The organism is Leifsonia poae, assembly GCF_027921845.1.
Classification (GTDB): Bacteria; Actinomycetota; Actinomycetes; order Actinomycetales; family Microbacteriaceae; genus Leifsonia; species Leifsonia poae.
This window is the reverse complement of the sequence record NZ_BSEN01000001.1, coordinates 400187-420824: the sequence shown is the minus strand read 5'-3', so window position 1 is coordinate 420824 and position 20638 is coordinate 400187. Positions and strand designations below refer to the sequence as shown.

The 20638-nt window shown below is 68.1% G+C and carries 18 protein-coding genes; 9 read left to right on the top strand and 9 right to left on the bottom strand.

The features are described from left to right. Position 1: 1 nt before the first annotated feature. Positions 2-244 carry a hypothetical protein gene (locus tag PKE84_RS01985; protein ID WP_271175514.1) on the bottom strand — a complete coding sequence of 81 codons (243 nt, stop codon included), beginning with the start codon at positions 242-244 and terminating at the stop codon, positions 2-4. Between the two features lie 152 nt (positions 245-396). Between PKE84_RS01985 and PKE84_RS01980 the strand changes: the two genes are divergently transcribed. The 5 genes from PKE84_RS01980 (at position 397) to arfA (ending at position 6456) form a co-directional block, all read left to right on the top strand. Next, complete coding sequence (locus PKE84_RS01980) at positions 397-1416, top strand: LacI family DNA-binding transcriptional regulator (protein WP_271175513.1); 1020 nt, start codon at positions 397-399, stop codon at positions 1414-1416. 216 nt (positions 1417-1632) lie between these two features. Further along, positions 1633-2952: an ABC transporter substrate-binding protein gene (locus tag PKE84_RS01975; RefSeq protein ID WP_271175512.1), complete on the top strand. Its 1320-nt coding sequence runs from the start codon at positions 1633-1635 to the stop codon at positions 2950-2952. Positions 2953-3037: 85 nt separating this feature from the next. Then, on the top strand, positions 3038-3982 hold the full coding sequence (locus PKE84_RS01970; protein ID WP_271175511.1) for a carbohydrate ABC transporter permease: 945 nt from the start codon (positions 3038-3040) through the stop codon (positions 3980-3982). Then, complete coding sequence (locus PKE84_RS01965; RefSeq protein WP_271175510.1) at positions 3979-4893, top strand: carbohydrate ABC transporter permease; 915 nt, start codon at positions 3979-3981, stop codon at positions 4891-4893. Before PKE84_RS01970 ends, PKE84_RS01965 begins: the two co-directional genes overlap by 4 nt. Positions 4894-4947: 54 nt before the next feature. Then, positions 4948-6456 carry an arabinosylfuranosidase ArfA gene (arfA, locus tag PKE84_RS01960; RefSeq protein ID WP_271175509.1) on the top strand — a complete coding sequence of 503 codons (1509 nt, stop codon included), beginning with the start codon at positions 4948-4950 and terminating at the stop codon, positions 6454-6456. Positions 6457-6558: 102 nt separating this feature from the next. Here arfA and PKE84_RS01955 read toward each other — a convergent pair whose 3' ends face one another. Then, positions 6559-7614 carry a LacI family DNA-binding transcriptional regulator gene (locus tag PKE84_RS01955; protein WP_271175508.1) on the bottom strand — a complete coding sequence of 352 codons (1056 nt, stop codon included), beginning with the start codon at positions 7612-7614 and terminating at the stop codon, positions 6559-6561. A 143-nt stretch (positions 7615-7757) separates the two neighbouring features. Between PKE84_RS01955 and PKE84_RS01950 the strand changes: the two genes are divergently transcribed. From PKE84_RS01950 to PKE84_RS01935, 4 genes are all read left to right on the top strand, one after another. After that, complete coding sequence (locus PKE84_RS01950; protein ID WP_271175507.1) at positions 7758-8675, top strand: carbohydrate ABC transporter permease; 918 nt, start codon at positions 7758-7760, stop codon at positions 8673-8675. A 62-nt stretch (positions 8676-8737) separates the two neighbouring features. Next, positions 8738-9607: a carbohydrate ABC transporter permease gene (locus tag PKE84_RS01945; RefSeq protein ID WP_271175758.1), complete on the top strand. Its 870-nt coding sequence runs from the start codon at positions 8738-8740 to the stop codon at positions 9605-9607. Between the two features lie 81 nt (positions 9608-9688). Continuing rightward, on the top strand, positions 9689-11041 hold the full coding sequence (locus PKE84_RS01940; RefSeq protein WP_271175506.1) for an ABC transporter substrate-binding protein: 1353 nt from the start codon (positions 9689-9691) through the stop codon (positions 11039-11041). Positions 11042-11163: 122 nt separating this feature from the next. Beyond that, the gene (locus PKE84_RS01935) at positions 11164-12918 is read left to right on the top strand and encodes a glycoside hydrolase family 35 protein (RefSeq protein WP_271175505.1); all 1755 of its coding nucleotides are present in this window, start codon (positions 11164-11166) and stop codon (positions 12916-12918) included. Between the two features lie 98 nt (positions 12919-13016). Here the strand turns inward: PKE84_RS01935 and araA are convergent, their stop codons facing one another. From araA to PKE84_RS01900, 7 genes are all read right to left on the bottom strand, one after another. Beyond that, positions 13017-14549 carry an L-arabinose isomerase gene (gene araA / locus PKE84_RS01930; RefSeq protein WP_271175504.1) on the bottom strand — a complete coding sequence of 511 codons (1533 nt, stop codon included), beginning with the start codon at positions 14547-14549 and terminating at the stop codon, positions 13017-13019. Continuing rightward, positions 14549-15262, bottom strand: a complete 714-nt coding sequence (locus PKE84_RS01925) for an L-ribulose-5-phosphate 4-epimerase (protein WP_271175503.1) — start codon at positions 15260-15262, stop codon at positions 14549-14551. The genes araA and PKE84_RS01925 overlap by 1 nt, the downstream gene beginning before the upstream one ends. After that, positions 15259-16917, bottom strand: a complete 1659-nt coding sequence (locus PKE84_RS01920; RefSeq protein WP_271175502.1) for a xylulokinase — start codon at positions 16915-16917, stop codon at positions 15259-15261. Before PKE84_RS01920 ends, PKE84_RS01925 begins: the two co-directional genes overlap by 4 nt. 74 nt (positions 16918-16991) lie before the next feature. After that, on the bottom strand, positions 16992-18011 hold the full coding sequence (locus PKE84_RS01915) for a LacI family DNA-binding transcriptional regulator (RefSeq protein WP_271175501.1): 1020 nt from the start codon (positions 18009-18011) through the stop codon (positions 16992-16994). Between the two features lie 93 nt (positions 18012-18104). Further along, on the bottom strand, positions 18105-19100 hold the full coding sequence (gene dhaK, locus PKE84_RS01910; RefSeq protein WP_271175500.1) for a dihydroxyacetone kinase subunit DhaK: 996 nt from the start codon (positions 19098-19100) through the stop codon (positions 18105-18107). A gap of 67 nt (positions 19101-19167) precedes the next feature. Next, positions 19168-19821 carry a dihydroxyacetone kinase subunit DhaL gene (dhaL, locus tag PKE84_RS01905; RefSeq protein ID WP_271175499.1) on the bottom strand — a complete coding sequence of 218 codons (654 nt, stop codon included), beginning with the start codon at positions 19819-19821 and terminating at the stop codon, positions 19168-19170. 40 nt (positions 19822-19861) lie between these two features. Beyond that, a complete protein-coding gene (locus tag PKE84_RS01900) occupies positions 19862-20638 on the bottom strand; it encodes an HAD-IA family hydrolase (RefSeq protein WP_271175498.1) in 777 nt (258 codons plus the stop codon).

The window sequence follows — 20638 nt, the reverse complement described above, 5'->3', positions numbered from 1 at the left end:
TTCAGTCGAGATCGTCGATCGTCAGCGGGATCGTGGCGATGTAGGGGTACGACGGCATGGGGGAGCCGTCGGTGTCGTCGTCGAGTTCGTAGATGTCGTACGCGAGCGCGCCGCCGAACGTGGTGGCCACCCTGATCTGGCCGGGCGGGCATCCGCCGATCAGGGGCACGACCACGACGCTGTCCAGCGTCTGGCCGTCTTCGTAGAAGAGGGCTGCTTCGATGGTTCGCTGCGAGGCGTCCATGCGGCGGAGCCTACGCCCGCGCGGGCGCACCGCCGTGGACGCGCGCCGCGCGTCGTTCTTCGGCAGCTCTCGGCGCGATGCTCTGGCCGTGTCGTGCTCGCGGGAAAGGCTTGTACATCGTTGTAGGGTTCCAACTGAACTGAGGAGGGCTCGTGGCGGTCACGCTGCACGACGTCGCGCGGGCGGCGGGGGTGTCGATCAAGACGGTTTCGAACGTCATCAACGATTACCCGCACATCCGCGAATCCACGCGCGCACGGGTGCTCGAGGCCATCGCCGAGCTCGGGTACCAGCCGAACCTCTCGGCCAGGGGGCTGCGGTCGGGGCGCACGGGAGCGATCAGCCTGATCATCCCGGACCTCAAGAACGCCTACTTCGCAGAGCTGGCCGACGCGGTCATGCGGGCGGCCGGCGAGCACGATCTGGTCGTGATGATCCAGCAGAGCGGCGGGATGCGCGAGCGCGAGCTGGAGGTGCTCCACGGTCCCCGGATGCGCATGGTCGACGGCGTGCTGTTCAGCGTTCTCGCCCTCGGCCAGGACGACGCCCACCTGCTCGACATCCCCACGCCCCTGGTGATGCTCGGCGAGCGGATCTTCAACGGACCCGCCGACCATGTGACGATGAAGAACGTCGAGGCATCGCGCGCGGCGACCGAGCACCTGATCGGGCTGGGCTGCCGCCGCATCCTGGCCTTCGGGGCCCACGAGAACGAGGTCATCGGATCGGCCGGCCTCCGGCTGACCGGCTACAAGCAGGCGATCGAGGCGGCGGGCCGCCCCCTCGACGAGTCGCTGATCGTCAACGTGGGCAACTGGCACCGCTCCGACGGTGCGGAGGCGATGCGTGCGGCGCTCGCGCGCGGGCTGCAGTTCGACGGTCTCGTGGCGTTCAACGACTCGATCGCGCTCGGTGCGATGCGCGTGCTGCAGGAAGCGGGCATCCGGATCCCCGAGGACGTCGCGGTGATCGGCTTCGACGACATCGACGAGACGCGGTACTCCCTGCCGTCGCTGTCGACGATCGATCCGGGGCGCGAGGAGATCGCCAGGACGGCCGTATCTGTGCTGATGGAACGCATAGCCGACCCCGCCTCTGAGCGCCCACCGCGCGAATACGAGGCTGACTTCCGGGTCGTCGTCCGCGAGTCGACGATGGGCCGCGCGAGCTGACGTATTCGTTCTGCGCCGATTCTTGACATCGGCGGCGGCGACTCGCCATGATGTATCTACAACGTTTACCTACAACGTTGTAGATCGCCTCTCGCAGGCGAGCAACCCCATGCACACAACGGCGTCAGCAGGTGGCATCCACCGGTACAGGAGACGTCGGCTCCACCGTGGAGCGAAGCAGACAAAGGTGTCTTGCACACCGCGAAAGGAACTGAAATGAAACGGCTCCTCGCAGCGGGCGTCGCGCTCGCAGCCGTCGCCATCGGGCTGACCGGATGCTCGGGCAGTGACGCATCCAGTTGCCAGAACAAGATCGTCAATCCCGACGCCACCCAGGTCACCATGTGGGCCTGGTACCCGGAGTTCGAACCGGTCGTCGACCTCTTCAACAACAGCCACGACGACGTGCAGATCTGCTGGACGAACGCGGGCGCCGGCAACGACGAGTACACGAAGTTCTCGACGGCCACAGAGGCGGGTTCCGGTGCACCCGACGTCGTCATGCTCGAGACGGAGGTCGTTCCGAGCTACATCGCGCAGGGGGCGATCGAGAACCTCAGCAAGCTCGGCGCCGACAAGGTCAAGGACAACTACTCGGAGGGCGCCTGGTCCGACGAGTCGAGCAACGGCTCCGCCTACGCGATCCCGGTCGACGGCGGTCCCGTCGGCATGCTGTACCGCCAGGACATCCTCGACACGTACGGCATCGCCGTTCCCACGACGTGGGAGGAGTACGCCGCGGCGGCGCAGAAGCTCAAGGACGCCGGTTCGACGTCGAAGCTGACCAACTTCCCCGGCAACGGCCGCTCGTACCAGCAGGCACTGTTCGCCCAGGCCGGTTCCGCCCCGTACACGGTGTCGAGCAAGACCGATGTCTCGGTCAAGCTGAACGACGAGCCCAGCAACAAGGTGCTCAGCTACTGGAACGACCTCGTGCAGAAGAAGCTCGTCGGAACCGAGGACGCCTCGACCACCGACTACAACACCCACCTGGTCGACGGGACCTACGCCAGCGTCATCGCGGCGGCGTGGCTGCCCGGCTATCTCAAGGGCTTCACCGGCGCCGACAAGAACGCGGTCTGGCGTGCAGCACCGCTTCCGCAGTGGAAGGGCGCGGCCGCGACACAGGTCAACATCGGCGGTTCGGCCTTCGCCGTGAGCAGCCAGGCCAAGGACAAGAAAGCGGCAGCCGAGGTCGCCATGGGCATCTTCGGCACCGAAGCGGCGTGGAAGCTCGGAATCGAGAAGGCGGCACTGTTCCCGCTGTGGAAGCCGATCCTCACGTCGGACTACTTCCAGAATCTCCAGTACCCGTTCTTCGGCGGCCAGGAGATCAACAAGGATGTCTTCCTCACCGCGGCGACGGACTACAAGGGCTTCCAGTTCAGCCCGTTCCAGAACCTCGCGTACGACAAGCTCACCGAGGCGATCAACGCGACCAACAAGGGCAAGAAGTCGCCGTCTGAGGCGCTCGACACCTATCAGAAGGCCGTCGTCGACTACGCCAAGGGCCAGGGCTACACCGTCGCTCAGTGACCGGATGCGCGGTGGGGCCGGGCGATCGCTCGGCCCCACCGCGCACCAGCCCCTGGCAACCCCTGGCACTCAGAAAGGATTGACCATGGCCGATACGGCCCTCGCTCCCTCGCTCGTCGACGCGCGACCGCGCCGACGTCGGCGTGATCCCGTCGCAACGCGGCGCGCCCGCTGGGGATGGTACTTCGTCGCACCGTTCGCGGTGTTCCTCACGCTCTTCCTCATCATCCCGCTGGTCTACGCCTTCGTGCTCAGCATGCAGAACAAGACCGTCGCGACGGGCAACCAGTGGGTGTGGTTCGACAACTACGCGAAGGCGTTCAGCGACCCGCTGTTCCTGCAGGGTGTCGGGCTCGTCGTCGGCTTCTCGCTGGTGCTGATCCCGATCCAGATGCTGGTCTCGCTCGTCGCGGCCCTGCTCCTGGATTCGCTCGCTTCACGGTTCTCGCGCTTCTCGCGGCTGATGATCTTCGTGCCCTATGCGGTACCGGCCGTCATCGGCGCACTGATGTGGGGCTTCCTCTACAGCCCGAGCTTCGGGCCGGCGGCCGAGATCTTCGGCTGGTTCGGGTTGGACGCGCCGAACTTCTTCTCCGACGGCAACATCTTCGGCAGCCTGGTGAACATCGTCACCTGGCAGTGGGCCGGCTACTACATGATCATCCTGTACGCGGCGTTGCAGGGCGTCGATCCGTCGATCTACGAAGCGGCGCGCGTCGACGGTGCGAATGCGTGGCAGACCGCCGTGCGCATCAAGATCCCGATGATCTCGTCGGCGCTGGTGCTGATCCTCGTGTTCGCCCTGATCGGCACGCTGCAATTCTTCACGGAGCCGCAGATCCTCCGCGGCCTCGCGTCCGGCTCGATCACCGCCAGCTACACCCCGAACATCTATGCGTACACGCTGGCGTTCTCCTACCACCAGTTCAACTACGCGTCGGCGATCTCGTTCGCGCTCGGTCTCGTCGTCTTCATCGGGTCGTACATCTTCATGTTCGCCACCCGCAAGAGAAGTGGATTCATGTCATGACAACCGCAACCGCACCCGCGCGAACGCGACGACGCGCACAGCCGGGGCACACCCGCGACCTCCGCACGGGGCGGCGTCTCGTTCCCCACCTGATCCTCGCCGCCTTCATCATCTATTTCGCCCTGCCGTTCTGGTGGCTCATCGTCGCCAGCACCAAGAGCCAGCAGAACCTGTTCGACGGCTCGACCAGCCCGCTGTGGTTCGCCGGCGACTTCGACCTCTTCTCGAACATCGGGTCGCTCTTCAGCTACTCGGGCGGCCTCTACCTGCGCTGGCTCGGCAACTCCTTCCTGTACGCGCTCGCCGGCGGCATCGGTGCCACGGTCATCTCGGTGCTGGCCGGCTACGGATTCGCGCAGTACGCGTTCCGGGGGCGCACCGCGTTCTTCGCCATCGTGCTGGGCTCCGTGATGGTGCCCGCGACCGCACTCGTCATCCCGCTCTTCGTGCTGATGAGCGGGGCGCATCTGACGAACACCGTCTGGGCCGTCATCCTGCCGTCGATGCTCAACCCCTTCGCGGTGTACCTGATGAAGGTGTACGCGCAGGATGCGATCCCGAGCGAGATGCTCGACGCGGCCAGGGTGGACGGCGCAGGGGAGATCCGCATCTTCGCGACCGTCGCGCTCCCGCTGCTGCGCCCCGCGCTCGTCACGGTGCTGCTGCTGTCGATCGTCGGCACCTGGAACAACTTCTTCCTGCCCCTGGTGATGTTCTCCAATCCGCAGCTGTTCCCCGTGACGGTCGGACTCGGCGCATTGCAGGCACAGGCTCAGGTGAACACGGGTGGACAATCCTTGTGGAACCTCGTGATCACGGGAGCACTCATCTCGATCATCCCGCTGGTGGTGTCTTTCCTCACCCTGCAGCGCTACTGGCAGGGCGGCCTCTCCATCGGCAGCGTCAAGTAGCCGCCGGCTCCTCCGATCCATCGATCCCACCCAGAAAGTAAGGAAACAGAACCCATGCCAAACGCCTCCGTGGCCCTCGATCGCGGTGCCGTGGTCGCTCCCGTCAACCGCCGGCTCTTCGGCTCGTTCGTCGAGCATCTCGGCCGCTGCGTGTACGACGGGATCTACGAACCAGGGCACCCGACGGCCGACGAAGACGGTTTCCGCCGCGACGTGGTCGACCTCGTGCGCGAGCTCGGCTCGTCGACCATCCGCTACCCCGGCGGCAACTTCGTCTCGGGATACAAGTGGGAGGACGGCATCGGCCCGCGCGAGGACCGCCCGGTGCGCCGCGATCTCGCCTGGCACTCGCTCGAGTCGAACCAGGTCGGCGTCGACGAGTTCGCCCGCTGGTGCGCGCTCACCGGATCCGAGCTCATGATGGCCGTCAACCTCGGAACGCGCGGCATCGCAGAGGCCTTGGACCTGCTCGAGTACACCAACCACCCGTCGGGAACCGCGCTCAGCGATCTGCGCATCGCCAACGGCGCGACGGAACCGTACGACATCCGGATGTGGTGCCTCGGCAACGAGATGGACGGCCCCTGGCAGCTGGGCCACATGAACGCAGAGGACTACGGAAAGCTCGCCGCGCGCACCGCCTCCGCGATGAAGATGGTCGACAAAGACCTGGAGCTCGTGGTCTGCGGATCGTCGGGCTCCGGGATGCCGACCTTCGGCGAGTGGGAGCGCGTGGTGCTCGAGCACAGTTACGAGAACGTCGACTTCGTCAGCTGCCACGCCTACTACCAGGAGCGCAAGGGCGACCTCGGCTCGTACCTCGCGTCGTCGCTCGACATGCAGTACTTCATCGAGACGGTCGTCGCGACGGCCGACCACGTGAAGCACAAGCTGAAGAGCAAGAAGACCATCAACCTCTCGTTCGACGAGTGGAACATCTGGTACCTCGACGAGCACCAGGCCTCCGACGAGGTCAACGACGAGTGGCGGTTCGCCCCCCGTCAGCTCGAGGACGTGTACTCGGTGGCGGATGCCGTGGTGCTGGGCAACCTGCTGATCACGCTGCTCAAGAACAGCGATCGCGTGACCTCGGCGAGTCTCGCCCAGCTGGTCAACGTCATCGCGCCGATCATGACCGAGCCGGGCGGCGACGCCTGGCGGCAGACGACGTTCTTCCCGTTCTCCGTCACCAGCCGGCTGGCGGAGGGCGTCGTGGTTCGCCCGTCGATCTCGGCAGGAACGTACGAGACCGAGGTCTACGGCACCGCTTCGCTGCTCGACTCGGTCGCCACCTTCGATGAGGAGTCGGGCCGCAGCGCCGTCTTCCTGGTGAACCGCAGCCAGACCGAATCGCTCACCGTGACGGTGGATGCGCGGAGCTTCGACGCGGCTCGGATCACCGAGGCGGTCTCGCTCCACGACGACGACGTGTACGCGAAGAACACCCACGAGGACCAGAACCGCGTGGGACTGACGGCCAACGAGTCGGCCGCGCTCGCCGACGGCGTGCTCACGGTCACGCTGCCGCCGGTCTCCTGGACGGCCGTCGCGCTGACGCGCTGAGCAGTTTCCGTCGTTCCGTTCCGTTCCGTTCCGTTCTAGTTTCGTTGAGGGGCGGCGAAGGCAGCCAAAACCGCCGTTTTGGCTGCCTTAGCCGCCCCTCAACTAGCTAAGAGTGGGAGCGGGGCCCGTGCTGCTGCGCACGACGAGGCGCGTCGGCATGCTCGAGAGCGCTGCCGGCTCCGGGTGCGACTCGATCTCGGCGATGAGCAGCTCGACGGCGCGACGTCCGGTGGCCTCGAACTCCTGGTGGATGGTCGTCAGGGGCGGCCAGAACGAGTCCGACTCGGCCATGTCGTCGAAGCCGACGACGCTCACGTCTTCGGGGACGCGGCGTCCGTTCTCGTGCAGGGCGCGCAGCACGCCGAGCGCCATCTGATCGTTCGCCGCGAACACGGCGGTGATCTCCGGACGCGCGGCGATCGTCAGCCCGTGCTCGTAGCCGGCCGTCGTCGACCAGTCGCCCTGCATGAGCTCGGGCACGACGCGGCCGTTCTCCTCCAGCACGGAGCGCCAGGTCTGCGCGCGGCGGGTGGCCGAATAGGAGTCGGCGGGCCCGGCGATGTGCCACACAGTCGAGTGGCCGAGAGAGAGCAGATGCTCGGTCGCGAGGCGCGCGCCCTGGGCCTGGTCGGTGTCGACCTGCGGGTAGTCGCTGCGCTCGGTGGAGTCGATGACGACCACGGAGAGTCCCGGCGGCAGTTCCACATCCGCTCGATCGATGATGTGCGCCTCGATGACGATGATGATGCCGTCGACGGCGAGCCCGAGCAGTCGCGAGAACGCGACGCTGACGTCTTTCTGCGTCGGCTTCTCGACGGGCACGACGTTGATCGAATAGCCGGCGGTCGCCGCGGAGACCGCGATGGCGTCGAGCGTGCGCATATTGCCGTAGGAGGAGAGCGTGAACATGATCACGCCGAGGCTGCGGAAGTGTCCGGAGCGCAGAGCACGCGCGGCGCGGTTGGGACGGTAGCCGAGCTCCTGCATCGAGCGGAGCACCCGATCACGCGTGGCGGCCTCGACGTTGGTGAGGCCGTTGGCCACCCGGGAGACGGTCTGGGTGGAGACCCCGGCGAGTCCGGCGACGTCGGCCAGCGATGGTCCGCGGCGCGCCCGCGCCGACTGCGGCGACGGTGCGCCGATCACGGGTTCGGTCATGCCGGTGGCTCTTCTCTCCATTGTGCGGGCCAGGTTTCATACTCTCGCAGATCCGCGTTCGGGTTGCGTCATGTTGACGTCAACATGCTATGGTACCCGAAACGATGTTGACGTGAACATCGAGGTTCGACAAGGAAGCTGCCATGACAACGACGTCCGTCCCCACGGCATCGCCCACCCTGGTCAAGCGCAGGCGTGAACGCCGCGATTGGCGCGGCTGGGCATTCGTGGCCCCGTTCATGATCGTGTTCGTGCTGATGATCATCGTGCCGGTGGTCTACGCGATCTATCTCAGCTTCTTCCGCGAGCAGCTGATCGGCGGCAACGTCTTCGCCGGGCTGCAGAACTACGTGCAGGTCTTCACCGACGAGAAGTTCTGGAACGGCTTCCTCCGTGTCACGGTCTTCCTCGTGGTGCAGGTGCCGATCATGCTGGTCCTGTCGCTCAGCGCGGCACTCGCGATCGACAGCGCACGGCTGCACGGCGCGGGCTTCTTCCGCATCGCGATCTTCCTGCCGTACGCCGTTCCCGGTGTCGTGGCCGCGCTCATCTGGGGCTTCATCTACGGCGACCAGTTCGGTCTGACCGCCAGCGTGAACAACCTGCTCGGCACCCACCTCGCACCGCTCAGCGGCGGCTGGATCCTCGCCTCGATCGGCAACATCGTCACCTGGGAGTTCATGGGCTACAACATGCTCATCTTCTACGCGGCCCTCCGCACCATCCCCACCGAGCTCTACGAGGCGGCAGAGATCGACGGAGCCGGCGCCTTCCGCACCGTGTTCAGCATCAAGATCCCGGCTCTGCGCGGTGCGATCGTGATCGCCACGATCTTCTCGATCATCGGCAGCTTCCAGCTCTTCAACGAGCCCAACCTGCTCAAGGTGCTCGCACCGAACGCGATCACCAGCTTCTTCACACCCAACATGTACGCCTACAACCTGTCGTTCGCCGGCCAGCAGTTCAACTACGCGGCCACGGTGGCGATCGTCATGGGTGTGATCACCGCGGTCATCGCCTACATCGTCCAGCTCCGCGGCACCAGACAGGAGAACCGCTGATGGCCACCATCGCCCCCATCGCCCCGAGCGCCGACAAGCCCCGCCGGGCGAACCGCTCCTCGATGCCGCGCGGCAACCGTCGCGCCCCGCGTGCGCGCAAGTCGATCGTGCTCACGATCGTCATGGTCGTCTTCGTGATCTACTCGCTCGTTCCGCTCGCCTGGCTCATCATCAACGCGACCAAGGACCAGCCGAGCCTGTTCTCGTCGTTCGGTCTCTGGTTCGGCGACGGCTTCTCGCTGTTCAAGAACATCGGCGACACCCTCACCTACCGCGACGGCATCTTCGTCAAGTGGCTCGGCAACACGCTGCTCTACGTGATCGTGGGCGCCGGCGGCGCCACCCTGTTGGCGACGGTCGCCGGCTACGGGCTCGCGAAGTACAAGTTCCCCGGCAAGCGCGCGGTGTTCGCCGTGGTGCTCGGAGCGGTCGCGGTGCCGGGTACGGCGCTCGCGGTGCCGACCTTCCTGCTCTTCAGCCAGGTCGGCCTGACCAACACCCCGTGGGCGGTCATCCTGCCCTCGCTGATCAGCCCGTTCGGCCTCTACCTCATCTGGACCTACACGGTCGACGCCGTTCCCACCGAGCTCCTCGAGGCGGCGCGGATGGACGGGGCCGGCGAGTTCCGCACCTTCTTCACGATCTCGCTGCGGCTGCTCACACCCGGCATCGTGACCGTGCTCCTGTTCGCCATCGTGGCGACCTGGAACAACTACTTCCTGCCGCTGATCATGCTGAGCGACCCGCAGTGGTACCCGCTCACCGTCGGCCTCAGCCAGTGGAGCGCCCAGGCCACCGGCGTCTCCGCCCAGCCGATCTACAACCTGGTCATCACCGGGTCCCTCCTGACGATCGTCCCGATCGTCGTCGCCTTCCTCTTCCTGCAGCGGTACTGGCAGTCGGGGTTGAGCGCCGGAAGCGTCAAGCAGTGACGGGAGAACACTGCTCGATCTGCACACCTCCCTCCCTGGGCGTCCTGCCCGTCCTCATCCCGAAGAAGTGAAAGGAACACCATGAACAGCAAGTCACGCTCGGCGAGCGTGCTGCGGAGGGTCGCGACCGCGATCGCCGCGAGTGCCGTGCTCGGCGCCACCCTGGTCGCCTGCTCCAGCGGCGGCGGCTCCACCGCGAGCGGCAGCGCCTCCGACATCGAGGCGGCCCTCAAAAAGGGCGGCACGATCACGTACTGGTCGTGGACCCCGTCGGCCGAGGCGCAGGTCGCCGCGTTCGAGAAGGAGTACCCGAAGGTCAAGGTCAATCTGGTCAACGCCGGCACCAACACCACCGAGTACACCAAGCTGCAGAACGCCATCAAGGCCGGCTCCGGTGCACCCGACGTCGCGCAGGTCGAGTACTACGCCATCCCGCAGTTCGCGCTCGGCGACGCCCTGGTCGACCTCAAGTCGTACGGCTTCGACTCGCTCAAGTCGGACTACAGCACCGGCCCGTGGAACTCGGTCAACATCAACGGCGGCCTCTACGGCCTTCCGCAGGACTCGGGCCCCATGGCGCTGTTCTACAACAAGACGGTGTTCGACAAGTACGGCCTGACGGTCCCGAAGACCTGGGACGAGTACGTCGCCGACGCGAAGAAGCTGCACGCGGCCGACCCGACGAAGTACATCACCAGCGACTCCGGCGACTCGGGCTTCACGACCAGCATGATCTGGCAGGCCGGCGGCCGCCCGTTCTCGTCCGACGGCACGAACGTGTCGATCAACCTGCAGGACGAGGGCACCAAGAAGTGGACGTCCACCTGGAACCAGCTGGTCGAGGGCAAGCTGCTGTCGACCATCCCGGGCTGGAGCGACGACTGGTACAAGGCGCTCGGCAACGGCACTATCGCGACCCTCGTGACCGGCGCCTGGATGCCCGGCGTGCTCGAGTCCTCGGTGAAGGACGCCTCCGGCGCCTGGCGCGTCGCCCCGATGCCCACGTATGACGGCACCGCGGCGAACGCCGAGAACGGCGGCGGCGGCCAGGTCGTGCTCAAGCAGAGCAAGAACCCGGCGCTCGCGGCCGGCTTCCTCAAGTGGCTGAACAACAGCTCGAGCTCTGTCAAGGTGTTCCTGGCGTCGGGCGGATTCCCCTCCACCACGGCCGACCTGAACTCCAAGGACTTCCTCGCGACCGCTCCCGAGTACTTCGGCGGCCAGAAGATCAACGAGGTGCTGGTCGACGGTGCGAAGAACGTGTCGAGCGGCTTCCAGTACCTGCCGTTCCAGGTTTACGCCAACAGCATCTACGGTGACACCGTCGGGCAGGCGTACGCCTCGAACAGCGACCTCAACGCCGGCCTGACGGCGTGGCAGAAGTCGCTCGTGGACTACGGAAACCAGCAGGGCTTCAAAGTCACCAGCAAGTAGAACCGTGCAGTGGGCGTGGCCGGCCGGAACCGATCCGGCCGGCCACGTTCGCTCTGCACCCAGGCAGCAGCATCAGCACCATCACCAGCGGCAGCAGTATCAGCACTGAGGAGATCCACCGCATGTCCACGTTCGAGATCGCCGGCGACGACTTCGTTCTCGACGGAGAGCCCTTCCGCATCCTGTCGGGGGCCATCCACTACTTCCGCGTCCACCCCGACGACTGGGCGGACCGCATCCGCAAGGCGCGCCTGATGGGACTCAACACCATCGAGACGTACGTGCCGTGGAACGCGCACGAACCGCATCCGGGCGAGTGGGATGTGTCGGGTCGCCTGGATCTCGCCCGCTTCCTGCGCGTTGTCACCGACGAGGGCATGTACGCCATCGTGCGCCCCGGCCCGTACATCTGCGCGGAGTGGGACAACGGCGGACTGCCCGCGTGGCTGTTCACGGACCCGGAGGTGGGCGTCCGGCGCAGTGAGCCGAAGTTCGTCGCGGCCGTCAGTGCGTACCTCGAGCGCGTGCTCGCGATCGTCGCGCCGCTGCAACTCGGGGAGGGCGGCCCGGTCATCCTGGTGCAGGTGGAGAACGAGTACGGCGCCTACGGCGACGACAAGGAGTATCTCCGCATCCTCACCGACCTCACCCGCGCATCCGGCATCGTGGTGCCGCTCACCACCGTCGACCAGCCGCAGGACGACATGCTCGAGAACGGCTCGCTCCCCGACCTGCACAAGACGGCATCGTTCGGTTCGCGCTCGGTCGAGCGCCTCGCGACGCTTCGCCGCCATCAGCCGACCGGTCCGCTGATGTGCTCGGAGTTCTGGGACGGCTGGTTCGACAACTGGGGCGCCCACCACCACACGACGCCCTTCGACCAGACGGCGGCCGACCTCGAGGCCCTGCTCGACGCCGGAGCCTCGGTCAATCTGTACATGTTCCACGGCGGCACCAACTTCGGGTTCACCAACGGGGCCAACGACAAGGGCGTGTACCAGCCGATCGTCACCAGCTACGACTACGACGCCCCGCTGGACGAGGCGGGGAACCCCACGGCCAAGTACTGGGCGTTCCGCGAGGTGCTCGCGAAGTTCGTCGATCTGCCGGATGAGGTCCCGCCCGCCGCGACGCCGGCGCCGTCGTTCACCGCGCCGCTCACGGACGCCGTGCCGCTGCTCTCCGTGGCCGACCGGCTGGGGGAGTGGACGTGGACCGACGACCTGCCGACGATGGATGCGCTCGGCCACTACACGGGGTTCGCGATCTACCAGACGGAAATCGACGTCGCCGAGCCCGCGGTGCTCTCGATCGGGGAGGTGCGCGACCGCGCGCACGTGCTCGTGGGGACCGCGCACGTCGGCACGCTCGACAGAGACCACCACGATCACGCCATCACGCTCGCGCCCAGCCGCGGAACGCTCACCCTGCTGGTCGAAGACCAGGGCCGGGTGGACTACGGGCCCCGGATCGGCGAGCCGAAAGGGCTGATCGGCCCGGCGACCCTGGACGGCGAGGAGCTCAGCCGGTGGGCGGTGCTTCCCGTCGGCCTCGAGTCCCTCGAACCGGTGCGCGAGGCGTTCGCGCCGCTCGAGAAGCCCGGCCTCGCCGGCCCCGTCTTCGCCCGTGGCACGTTCGACCTCGCCGAGGCCGCCGATCTCTTTCTCGACACGTCGGCCTGGGGCAAGGGCGTGGTGTGGATCAACGGCTCCAACCTCGGCCGGTACTGGACCCGCGGTCCCCAGCGCACGCTGTTCGTCCCGGCCGCGGTCGTCGCCGCCGGTGCCAACGAGCTGATCGTGCTCGAGCTCGACGCGTCGCCCTCGACCACGATCACCTTCGTCGAAGCGCCCTCCCTCGGCCACACCGACTTCTAGCCGGCCCGACCCGGGACCGGTCAGACGTTGAGGGGCGGCAAACGCATCCAAAACCGCGGTTTTGGATGCGTTCGCCGCCCCTCAACGAAAGCCGGTGGTTAGATGCCGCGGGCCAGGCGGTAGTAGGCCGCGTTCCAGCGCAGCTCGTTCGTGAAGGCGCGCAGCTCGGTCGCGTCGTCGATCACGACGAGCTCCGTCTCGGCCATCCGGGCGTAGTCCTCGAACGCCTCGAGACCGACCGCGGTCGACATGACGGTGTGGTGCGCGGCGCCGGCTTCGAGCCAGGCGGTGGCCGACGTGCGGAAGTCGGGCTCCGGCTTCCAGACGGCCCGGCCGACGGGGAGCTTCGGCAGCGGAGCGGTCGGCTCGACCACCTCGACGACGTTCGCGACGAGCCGGAACCGGTCCCGCATGTCGCTGAGGGCGACGACGACGCCGGGGCCGGGATCGGCCGTGAAGACCAGCCGTACCGGGTCGTCCTTGCCGCCGATGCCGAGCGGGTGCACCTCGAGCGTCGGACGCGCCGACGTGAGGGCCGGGCTGACCTCGAGCATGTGCGCTCCGAGGATGCGCTCGTCGCCGGGGGTCAGATCGTAGGTGTAGTCCTCCATCAGCGACGCGCCGCCGGGGAGCCCGGTACCCATCACGTTGGCGGCCCGCACCAGGATGGCCGTCTTCCAGTCGCCCTCAGCGCCGAAGCCGTAGCCGTCGGCCATCAGGCGCTGCACCGCGAGCCCGGGGAGCTGCTTGAGCGCGCCGAGGTCTTCGAAGCTGGTGGTGAAGGCGCCGAAGCCGCCGGCCTCGAGGAAGGAGCGCAGGCCCAGCTCGATCGCGGCGCCATCGCGCAGCGAGCTGTGGCGCTCGCCGCCCGCGCGGAGTTCGGGGACGACGTCGTAGAGCTCCTCGTACTCGGCCACCAGGGCGTCGATGTCGGACTCGGAGGCCGCCGCCACGGCATCCGCCAGATCATTGACCCCCCAGGTGTTCACCTGCACGCCGAACCGCAGCTCGGCCTCGGTCTTGTCGCCCTCCGTGACGGCGACGAAGCGCATGTTGTCGCCGAAGCGGGCGAGCTTGAGCGACCGCGTGGCCGCCCAGCCCGCTGCGGCGCGCATCCAGGTGCCGACCCGCGCGGTGACCGCCGGGTCGGAGACGTGGCCGACGACCGTCGTGCGCGCGACGCCGAGCCGTGTCTGGATGTAGCCGAACTCGCGGTCGCCGTGCGCGGCCTGGTTGAGGTTCATGAAGTCGAAGTCGATCTCGGCCCAGGGCAGCTCGACGTTCGCCTGCGTGTGGAAGTGCAGCAGCGGCTTCTGCAGGGCGTCGAGGCCGGAGATCCACATCTTGGCCGGGCTGAACGTGTGCATCCACGCGATGAGGCCGATCACGGAGTCGTCGGCGTTCGCCTCGAGCGCGGTGCGCCGGATGGCGTCGGAGTCGGTGAGCACCGGCTTCCAGACCACGCGCACCGGGACATCCGGGGCGGCGCCGAGCTGCTCGGCGATCGCGCGCGACTGATCGGCGACCTGCGCCAGCGTCTCGGGACCGTAGAGGTGCTGGCTGCCGGTGAGGAACCAGACCTCGTAGTGGTCGAGGCTGGTGGATGCCAGGGGAGAGGTGGTACGGGGCATCAGCTGAGTGCTCCTTCTGGATTCTGTCCGTAGACGTTCTGATAGCGGTGGAAGAGGGCGTCGATGGCGTCCTGCGGGATCGGGACCAGCGGGCCGCCTTGGCGGGCGATGTGCACGGTGCGGGCGACGTCCTCGGTCATCACGGCGGCCTTCACCGCGTCGCGCGCATCGCGGCCGATCGTGAACACGCCGTGGTTCTGCATGAGGACCGCCCGCGAGCGGTGGCCGGAGAGGGTGGCCACGATCCCGCGGCCGATCGAGTCGTCGCCGATGATCGCGAACGGGCCGACCGGGATGTCGCCGCCGAACTCGTCGGCCATGGCGGTGATGACGCAGGGGATGGGCTCCGCACGAGCCGCCCAGGCGGTGGCATAGGTGGAGTGGGTGTGCACGACGCCGCCGACCTCCGGCATGTTGCGGTAGACATACGCGTGGGCCGCGGTGTCGCTCGACGGCGCGCGGTCCGACCCGGGGGAGCCGGGCACGACCGCGCCGTCGAGCGTGCAGACGATCATGTTCTCGGGGGCGAGGTCGTCGTAGTCGACGCCGCTCGGCTTGATGACGAACAGGTCGGTGCCGGGGACCCGCCCCGAGATGTTGCCGCCGGTCCAGACGACCAGTCCGTTGCGGGTCAGCTCGGCGTGCAGGGCGCTGACCTGTGCGCGCACCGCCTCGACGGCCGCTGTCTCTGCGCTGGGGGGAGCGTCGTTCACGGGGTGTTTCCTTCCGATGTCGGTTCGGTTCGGCTCGCGGGGGAGACGGCCGCGACGGCGGCCTGCTCGATGGCCAGGCCGGCGCCGTACTGCTCGAGGTAGGCGGCGAAGCCGGCGACGTCGTCCGGATGCGGGGTCGTCGTCTCGAACTCGAAGCCGCCGAACACGCACCGGCGCAGGTAGTCGTCGAGTGCGACACCGGTGCGGTGCGGCGCGACGTAGGCGGCGAGCACCGCGACGCCCCAGGCTCCGCCCTCCGACGCGGTCTGAGCGACAGAGACCGGGGCATCGAGCGCTCCGGCCAGGAAACGCTGGGCGACGCCGGCGGTGCGGAACATGCCGCCGTGGGCGAACATCCGGTCGAGCGCGACGCCCTCCTCGGTGAGGGCGCGCATCCCGAGGGCGAGGGTTCCGAAGACGCCGTAGAGCTGGGCGCGCATGAAGTTGCCGAGCGTGAACCGGCTCTCCGGTGTGCGCACGACGAGCGGCCGGCCCTCGGTGAGACCGGTGATGGGCTCACCCGCCAGATAGTTGTACGCCAGGAGGCCGCCGGCGTCGCTGTCGCCGTCGAGGGCCTCGTGGAACAGCGTCTCGTAGACGGCATCGGAGTCGATGGCGAGCCCGGCGGCGGCGGTGAAGCGGCTGAACAGTCCCACCCACGCCGCGAGCTCGCTCGCCCCGTTGTTGCAGTGCACCATCGCCACGGGGTCGCCGGCGGGCGTCGTGACCAGGTCGAGTTCGTGGTGCAGGCGCTGGAGCGGACGCTCGAGCACGACCATCGCGAAGATGCTCGTGCCGGCGCTGACGTTGCCGGTGCGCGGTGCGACGGAACTGGTCGCGACCATTCCCGTCCCGGCGTCGCCTTCCGGCGGGCAGAGCACGATGCCCGGTCGCAGGGTGCCGCTCGGGTCGAGGAGGGCGGCGCCCTCGGGCGTGAGCGTTCCCGCGGCCTCGCCGGCGACGAGCACTTCGGGCAGCACCGCGGTGAGCGAGAGACCCGGAGCACGCTCCGCCACGAGGCTGTCGTAGCGCGCCACGAGGTCGGCGTCGTAGTTCTTGGTCTGCGGGTCGATCGGGAACATGCCGGAGGCGTCGCCGACGCCCAGCACACGTCTGCCGGTGAGGCGCCAGTGCACGTAGCCGGCCAGTGTGGTGAGGAAGCTCAGCCGTGCGACGTGCGGCTCGGAGTCGATCACGGCCTGGTGGAGGTGCGCGATCGACCAGCGCAGCGGGATGTTCACGCCGAACAGGTCGGTGAGCTCGGCCGCTGCGGGCCCGGTGCTGGTGTTGCGCCACGTGCGGAACGGCACGAGCAGCTCGTCCTGAGCGTCGAACGCCAGGTAGCCGTGCATCATCGCCGAGACGCCGATGGCTCCGAAGGTCTCCGGGCGCACGCCGTAGCGTGCGTCCACGTCGGCGATCAGCTCGGAGTACGCCGCCTGCAGGCCCGACCACACGGCGTCGAGAGAGTAGGTCCACACCCGGTCGACGAACTCGTTCTCCCACTCGTGGCCGCCGACCGCCAGCACTGTCGACGGGTCGTCCGCGTCGACCAGGCACGCCTTGATGCGCGTCGAACCCAGCTCGATGCCGAGCGACGTGCGGCCGCCGATGATGGCCTCGCGATATCGCGCGGCGGTGTCGTCTGCAGGCATGTTGTCTTTCCCTCACCACATTGTGACCGGTCACATTCGTACGCGTCCAGTATCGCCGCCTCCGTGGCAGCCTGTCAATCCGAGCGGCGCGCCGTCGATTCCCGAACGACGAGCACGGGGGAGACGGCCGGCTCTCCCGACGCCGGCTCGCCGTCGATCGCCGCGAGCAGCCGCGCGACGCACCGCCGCCCCAGCTCTCCGAACTCCTGGCGCACGGTGGTCAGTGGCGGGGCGAAATACGCCGCCTCCGGGATGTCGTCGAACCCCACCACGCTCAGGTCGTCCGGCACCCGGCGGCCGCCCTCGCGCGCCGCGTGAAGGAGGCCGAGGGCCATCTGGTCGTTCGACGAGAACACGGCGGTCACGGCGGGATCGCGCAGCAGGCGACGGCCCACCTCGTAGCCGGACCGCGACGTCCAGTCGCCCGGACCGGTCACGATCCCGGTCACGCCGGAGAACTCCGCCTCGGCCAGGAAGCCGCGCTCTCTCGCGGTGGCCTCCGCCCAGTCCCGCGGGCCGGAGAGGTGGGCGACGGTGATGTGCCCGAGTTCGATCAGGTGCCGCGTCGCGAGACGGGCGCCGGCGACCTGGTCGACGAAGACGCCGTCGCCTCCCGGCTCCTGGGCGCCGTGCAGCGTGATCGACGGAACCGAGATCTGCACGGAGCGCATCGCCTCCAGCACCGGTTCCTGGGGCGCGACCACGACGATGCCCTCGACCGCCTGTGCCACGAGGTGGTCGAGCGCGGCTTCGATCTCGGCCGGGGTCACCTCGGCGACGTGCGCGATCGTCACGTAGTAGCCGGCCTCGCGGGCGGCGTTCTCGACCGCGTCGACGCTGCTGGCCGGACCGAACATCGACGACGCCGAGGCCGCGAGGATGCCGATCGTGTTCGAGCGGCTGGTCGAGAGCATCCTGGCCGCCCGGTTGGGCCGGAACTGGAGCTCCTCCATGGCGGCCAGCACACGTAGCCGCGTGCTCTCCCGGATGCTCGGGTGATGGTTCATCACCCGAGACACGGTCTGCCGGGAGACGCCGGCCACCGCGGCGACCTCGCGCACGCCGGGTGCGCGCAGGGGAGAGTTCGAGTCCACGGGATCAGCGTATGGCCTCACCGGAAGGACGAGCCCGGGCGCGCCACGCCTATCGGGCGTGAACGCGGCGCACCCGGGCCCGTCGCGCGGGACTCAGAAGATGCGCAGCCCGATCTCGGCGGGGGCGGCGAGCAGCTGCTCGATCTCGTCGTCGAGGCGCACCAGGGTGAGCGAGGCTCCGGCCATGTCGAGCGAGGTGCAGTACTCGCCGACGTAGCTGCGCCCGACGGTGATTCCGCGGGAGGCCAGCACCTCGTGTGCGTGGCCGTACGCGATGTAGAGCTCGCTGATCGGCGTTCCGCCGAGGCCGTTGATCATCAGTGCGACCCGGTCGCCGCTCTCGTACGGCAGGTCGGCGAGCACCGGTTCGAGCAGTTCGTCGACCAGCGCGTCGGACGGCTTGATCGTGTCCCGGCGACGCCCGGGCTCGCCGTGGATGCCCACGCCGATCTCGATCTCGTCGTCGCCGAGCTCGAACAAGGGCGCGCCCTTCGCGGGCGGGGTGCAGGCGGTGAGGGCGAGGCCCATCGTGCGGGTGACGGAGTTGACCTTCTCGCCGATCCTCACCACCTCGTCGAGGTCGGCGCCCGCCTCCGAGGCCGCACCCACGGCCTTCATCACGAAGAAGTTCCCGGCGACGCCGCGGCGCCCGACGGTGTAGGTGGAGTCCTGCACCGAGACGTCATCGTCGATGAACAGGGTCTTCACGTTCACGCCGTCGGCGAGACTCATCTCCTGCGCCATGTCGAACGCCATCTTGTCGCCGGTGTAGTTGTTGACGAGCAGCAGCACGCCCTTCGGGGAGGCGAGCAGCTTGGTGGTCTCGTAGACGTAGTCCATCGGGGGAGCGGCGAACACGTCTCCCGGGCAGGCGCCGTCGAGCATCCCCTTGCCGACGGTGAGCACGTGGGCGGGCTCGTGGCCGGAGCCGGAGCCCTGGATGATCGACACCTTGCCGTCATTCGGGGCGTCCGAGCGCATGATCAGGTTGTACTCGGGCACGTAGCGGAGCGTGTCCGGGTTGGCGAGGGCGATGCCTTTCAGCATGTCCGGGACGTACTGCAGCGGGTCGTTGACGAACTTCTTCATTTTTCTCTCCACATCGAGGGGTGTTCTGGGGTTCGGGTGTTCTGGGGTTCGGTCGTGCGGGATCGGGTCACTGCGGCTGGACGGGGCGGCTCGGCCAGTCGGCGGCGAGCTGTTCGAGGATGACGGCGACGGCGACGGCGCCCGGGTCCGGCGAGCCGATGCTGCGCTCGCCGGTGTAGGACGCGCGTCCACGCCGTGCCTGCATCCCGACCGTCGCGTCGGCTGCCGTCCGGGCGGCGGTCGCCGCCGCCGTCACGATCTCTTCGGAGCCGGCGCCGTCGGCGAGCCGTGCCTCGATGGTGTCGGTCATGGGGGCGATCGCGTCGAGCAGGGTCTTGTCGCCGAGTTCGGCGCTTCCCCGCGCTTTGATGCCGTCCATCGCCGAGCGGAGCATCGTGACGACGTCGTCACCGCTGAGCTCGTCCCGTCCCTTGGCCACGGTCGCGGCCCGCAGGAACGCGGTTCCCCAGATCGGGCCGGATGTCCCGCCGATCCTGCTCGTGATGGTCACGGCGATCTTCTGCAGGAACGTACCGATGTCGGCGCGATCGTAGCCGTCCCAGTCGGCGAGCACGATCTCGAACCCTCGGGCCAGAGAGAAGCCGAAGTCCCCGTCGCCGACCACGGAGTCGAGGTCGCCGAAGTACTTCTCGTTGTCCACGGCTGTCTGGGCGATGGTGTGCACCACGAATTCGGTGTCGCTGAAGCTCTGGGTCGTCATCGGTGCTCCTCTGGCTGTCGGGCGGTTGCGGTGGTGGGGGTCATGGCCGCGGCGCCGCCAGCACGGCGGCCAGATCGTCGAGCGTCACGAGCGGCCCAGGTCGAACGCCTGCCGGCGCATCGATGACGCGCGCGGGCTCATCCGGATCGCCGAGGGAGGAGACGACGAGCGACGCTCCCGTGAAGTCCTCGTCGGCGGTGTACGCGCTGACCGTGACGACGGTGCGCAGCCCGGCGCCGACGGCGGCCCGCACGCCGTTGCCGCTGTCCTCGATCACGACGCCGTCGTCCGCGGAGATATCCAGCTGATCGAGGGCGAGCAGGTAGATGTCGGGCGCCGGCTTCTTGTGCGCCACGATGTCGCCGGCGAACACGGCGAACCGCCCGGCGAGCTCGCTGCCGACGACGTGCTCGAGCACCGCCAGCACCGATGGTTCCGCCGAGGTCGACGCGACGGCCAGTCCCCAGCCCGACGCGTCGGCCTCGGCCACGATCCGGCGGATGCCCGGCCGGCCCGGCAGTGCACCGGATGCGACCAGCGCGGTGTAGATCGTCGTCTTGCGTTTGTGCCAGTCCGCCAGCATCGCCCTCCGGCCGTCCTCGTCCTCCGGCAGTCCGTTCGCCGCCACGAACTCGGGCGTCAGCAGGCTCGCCATCCGCTCCTTGCCGCCGCCGATGAGCACCTTCTCCCGGTAGTCGTCATCGCTCCACCGAACGGGCAGGCCGAGCTCCTCGAAGGTCTGGTTGAAGGCAGGCAGGTGACCGTACCGCTCGGTGTCGGCGAGCACGCCGTCGCAGTCGAAGATGAGGGTCGGCAC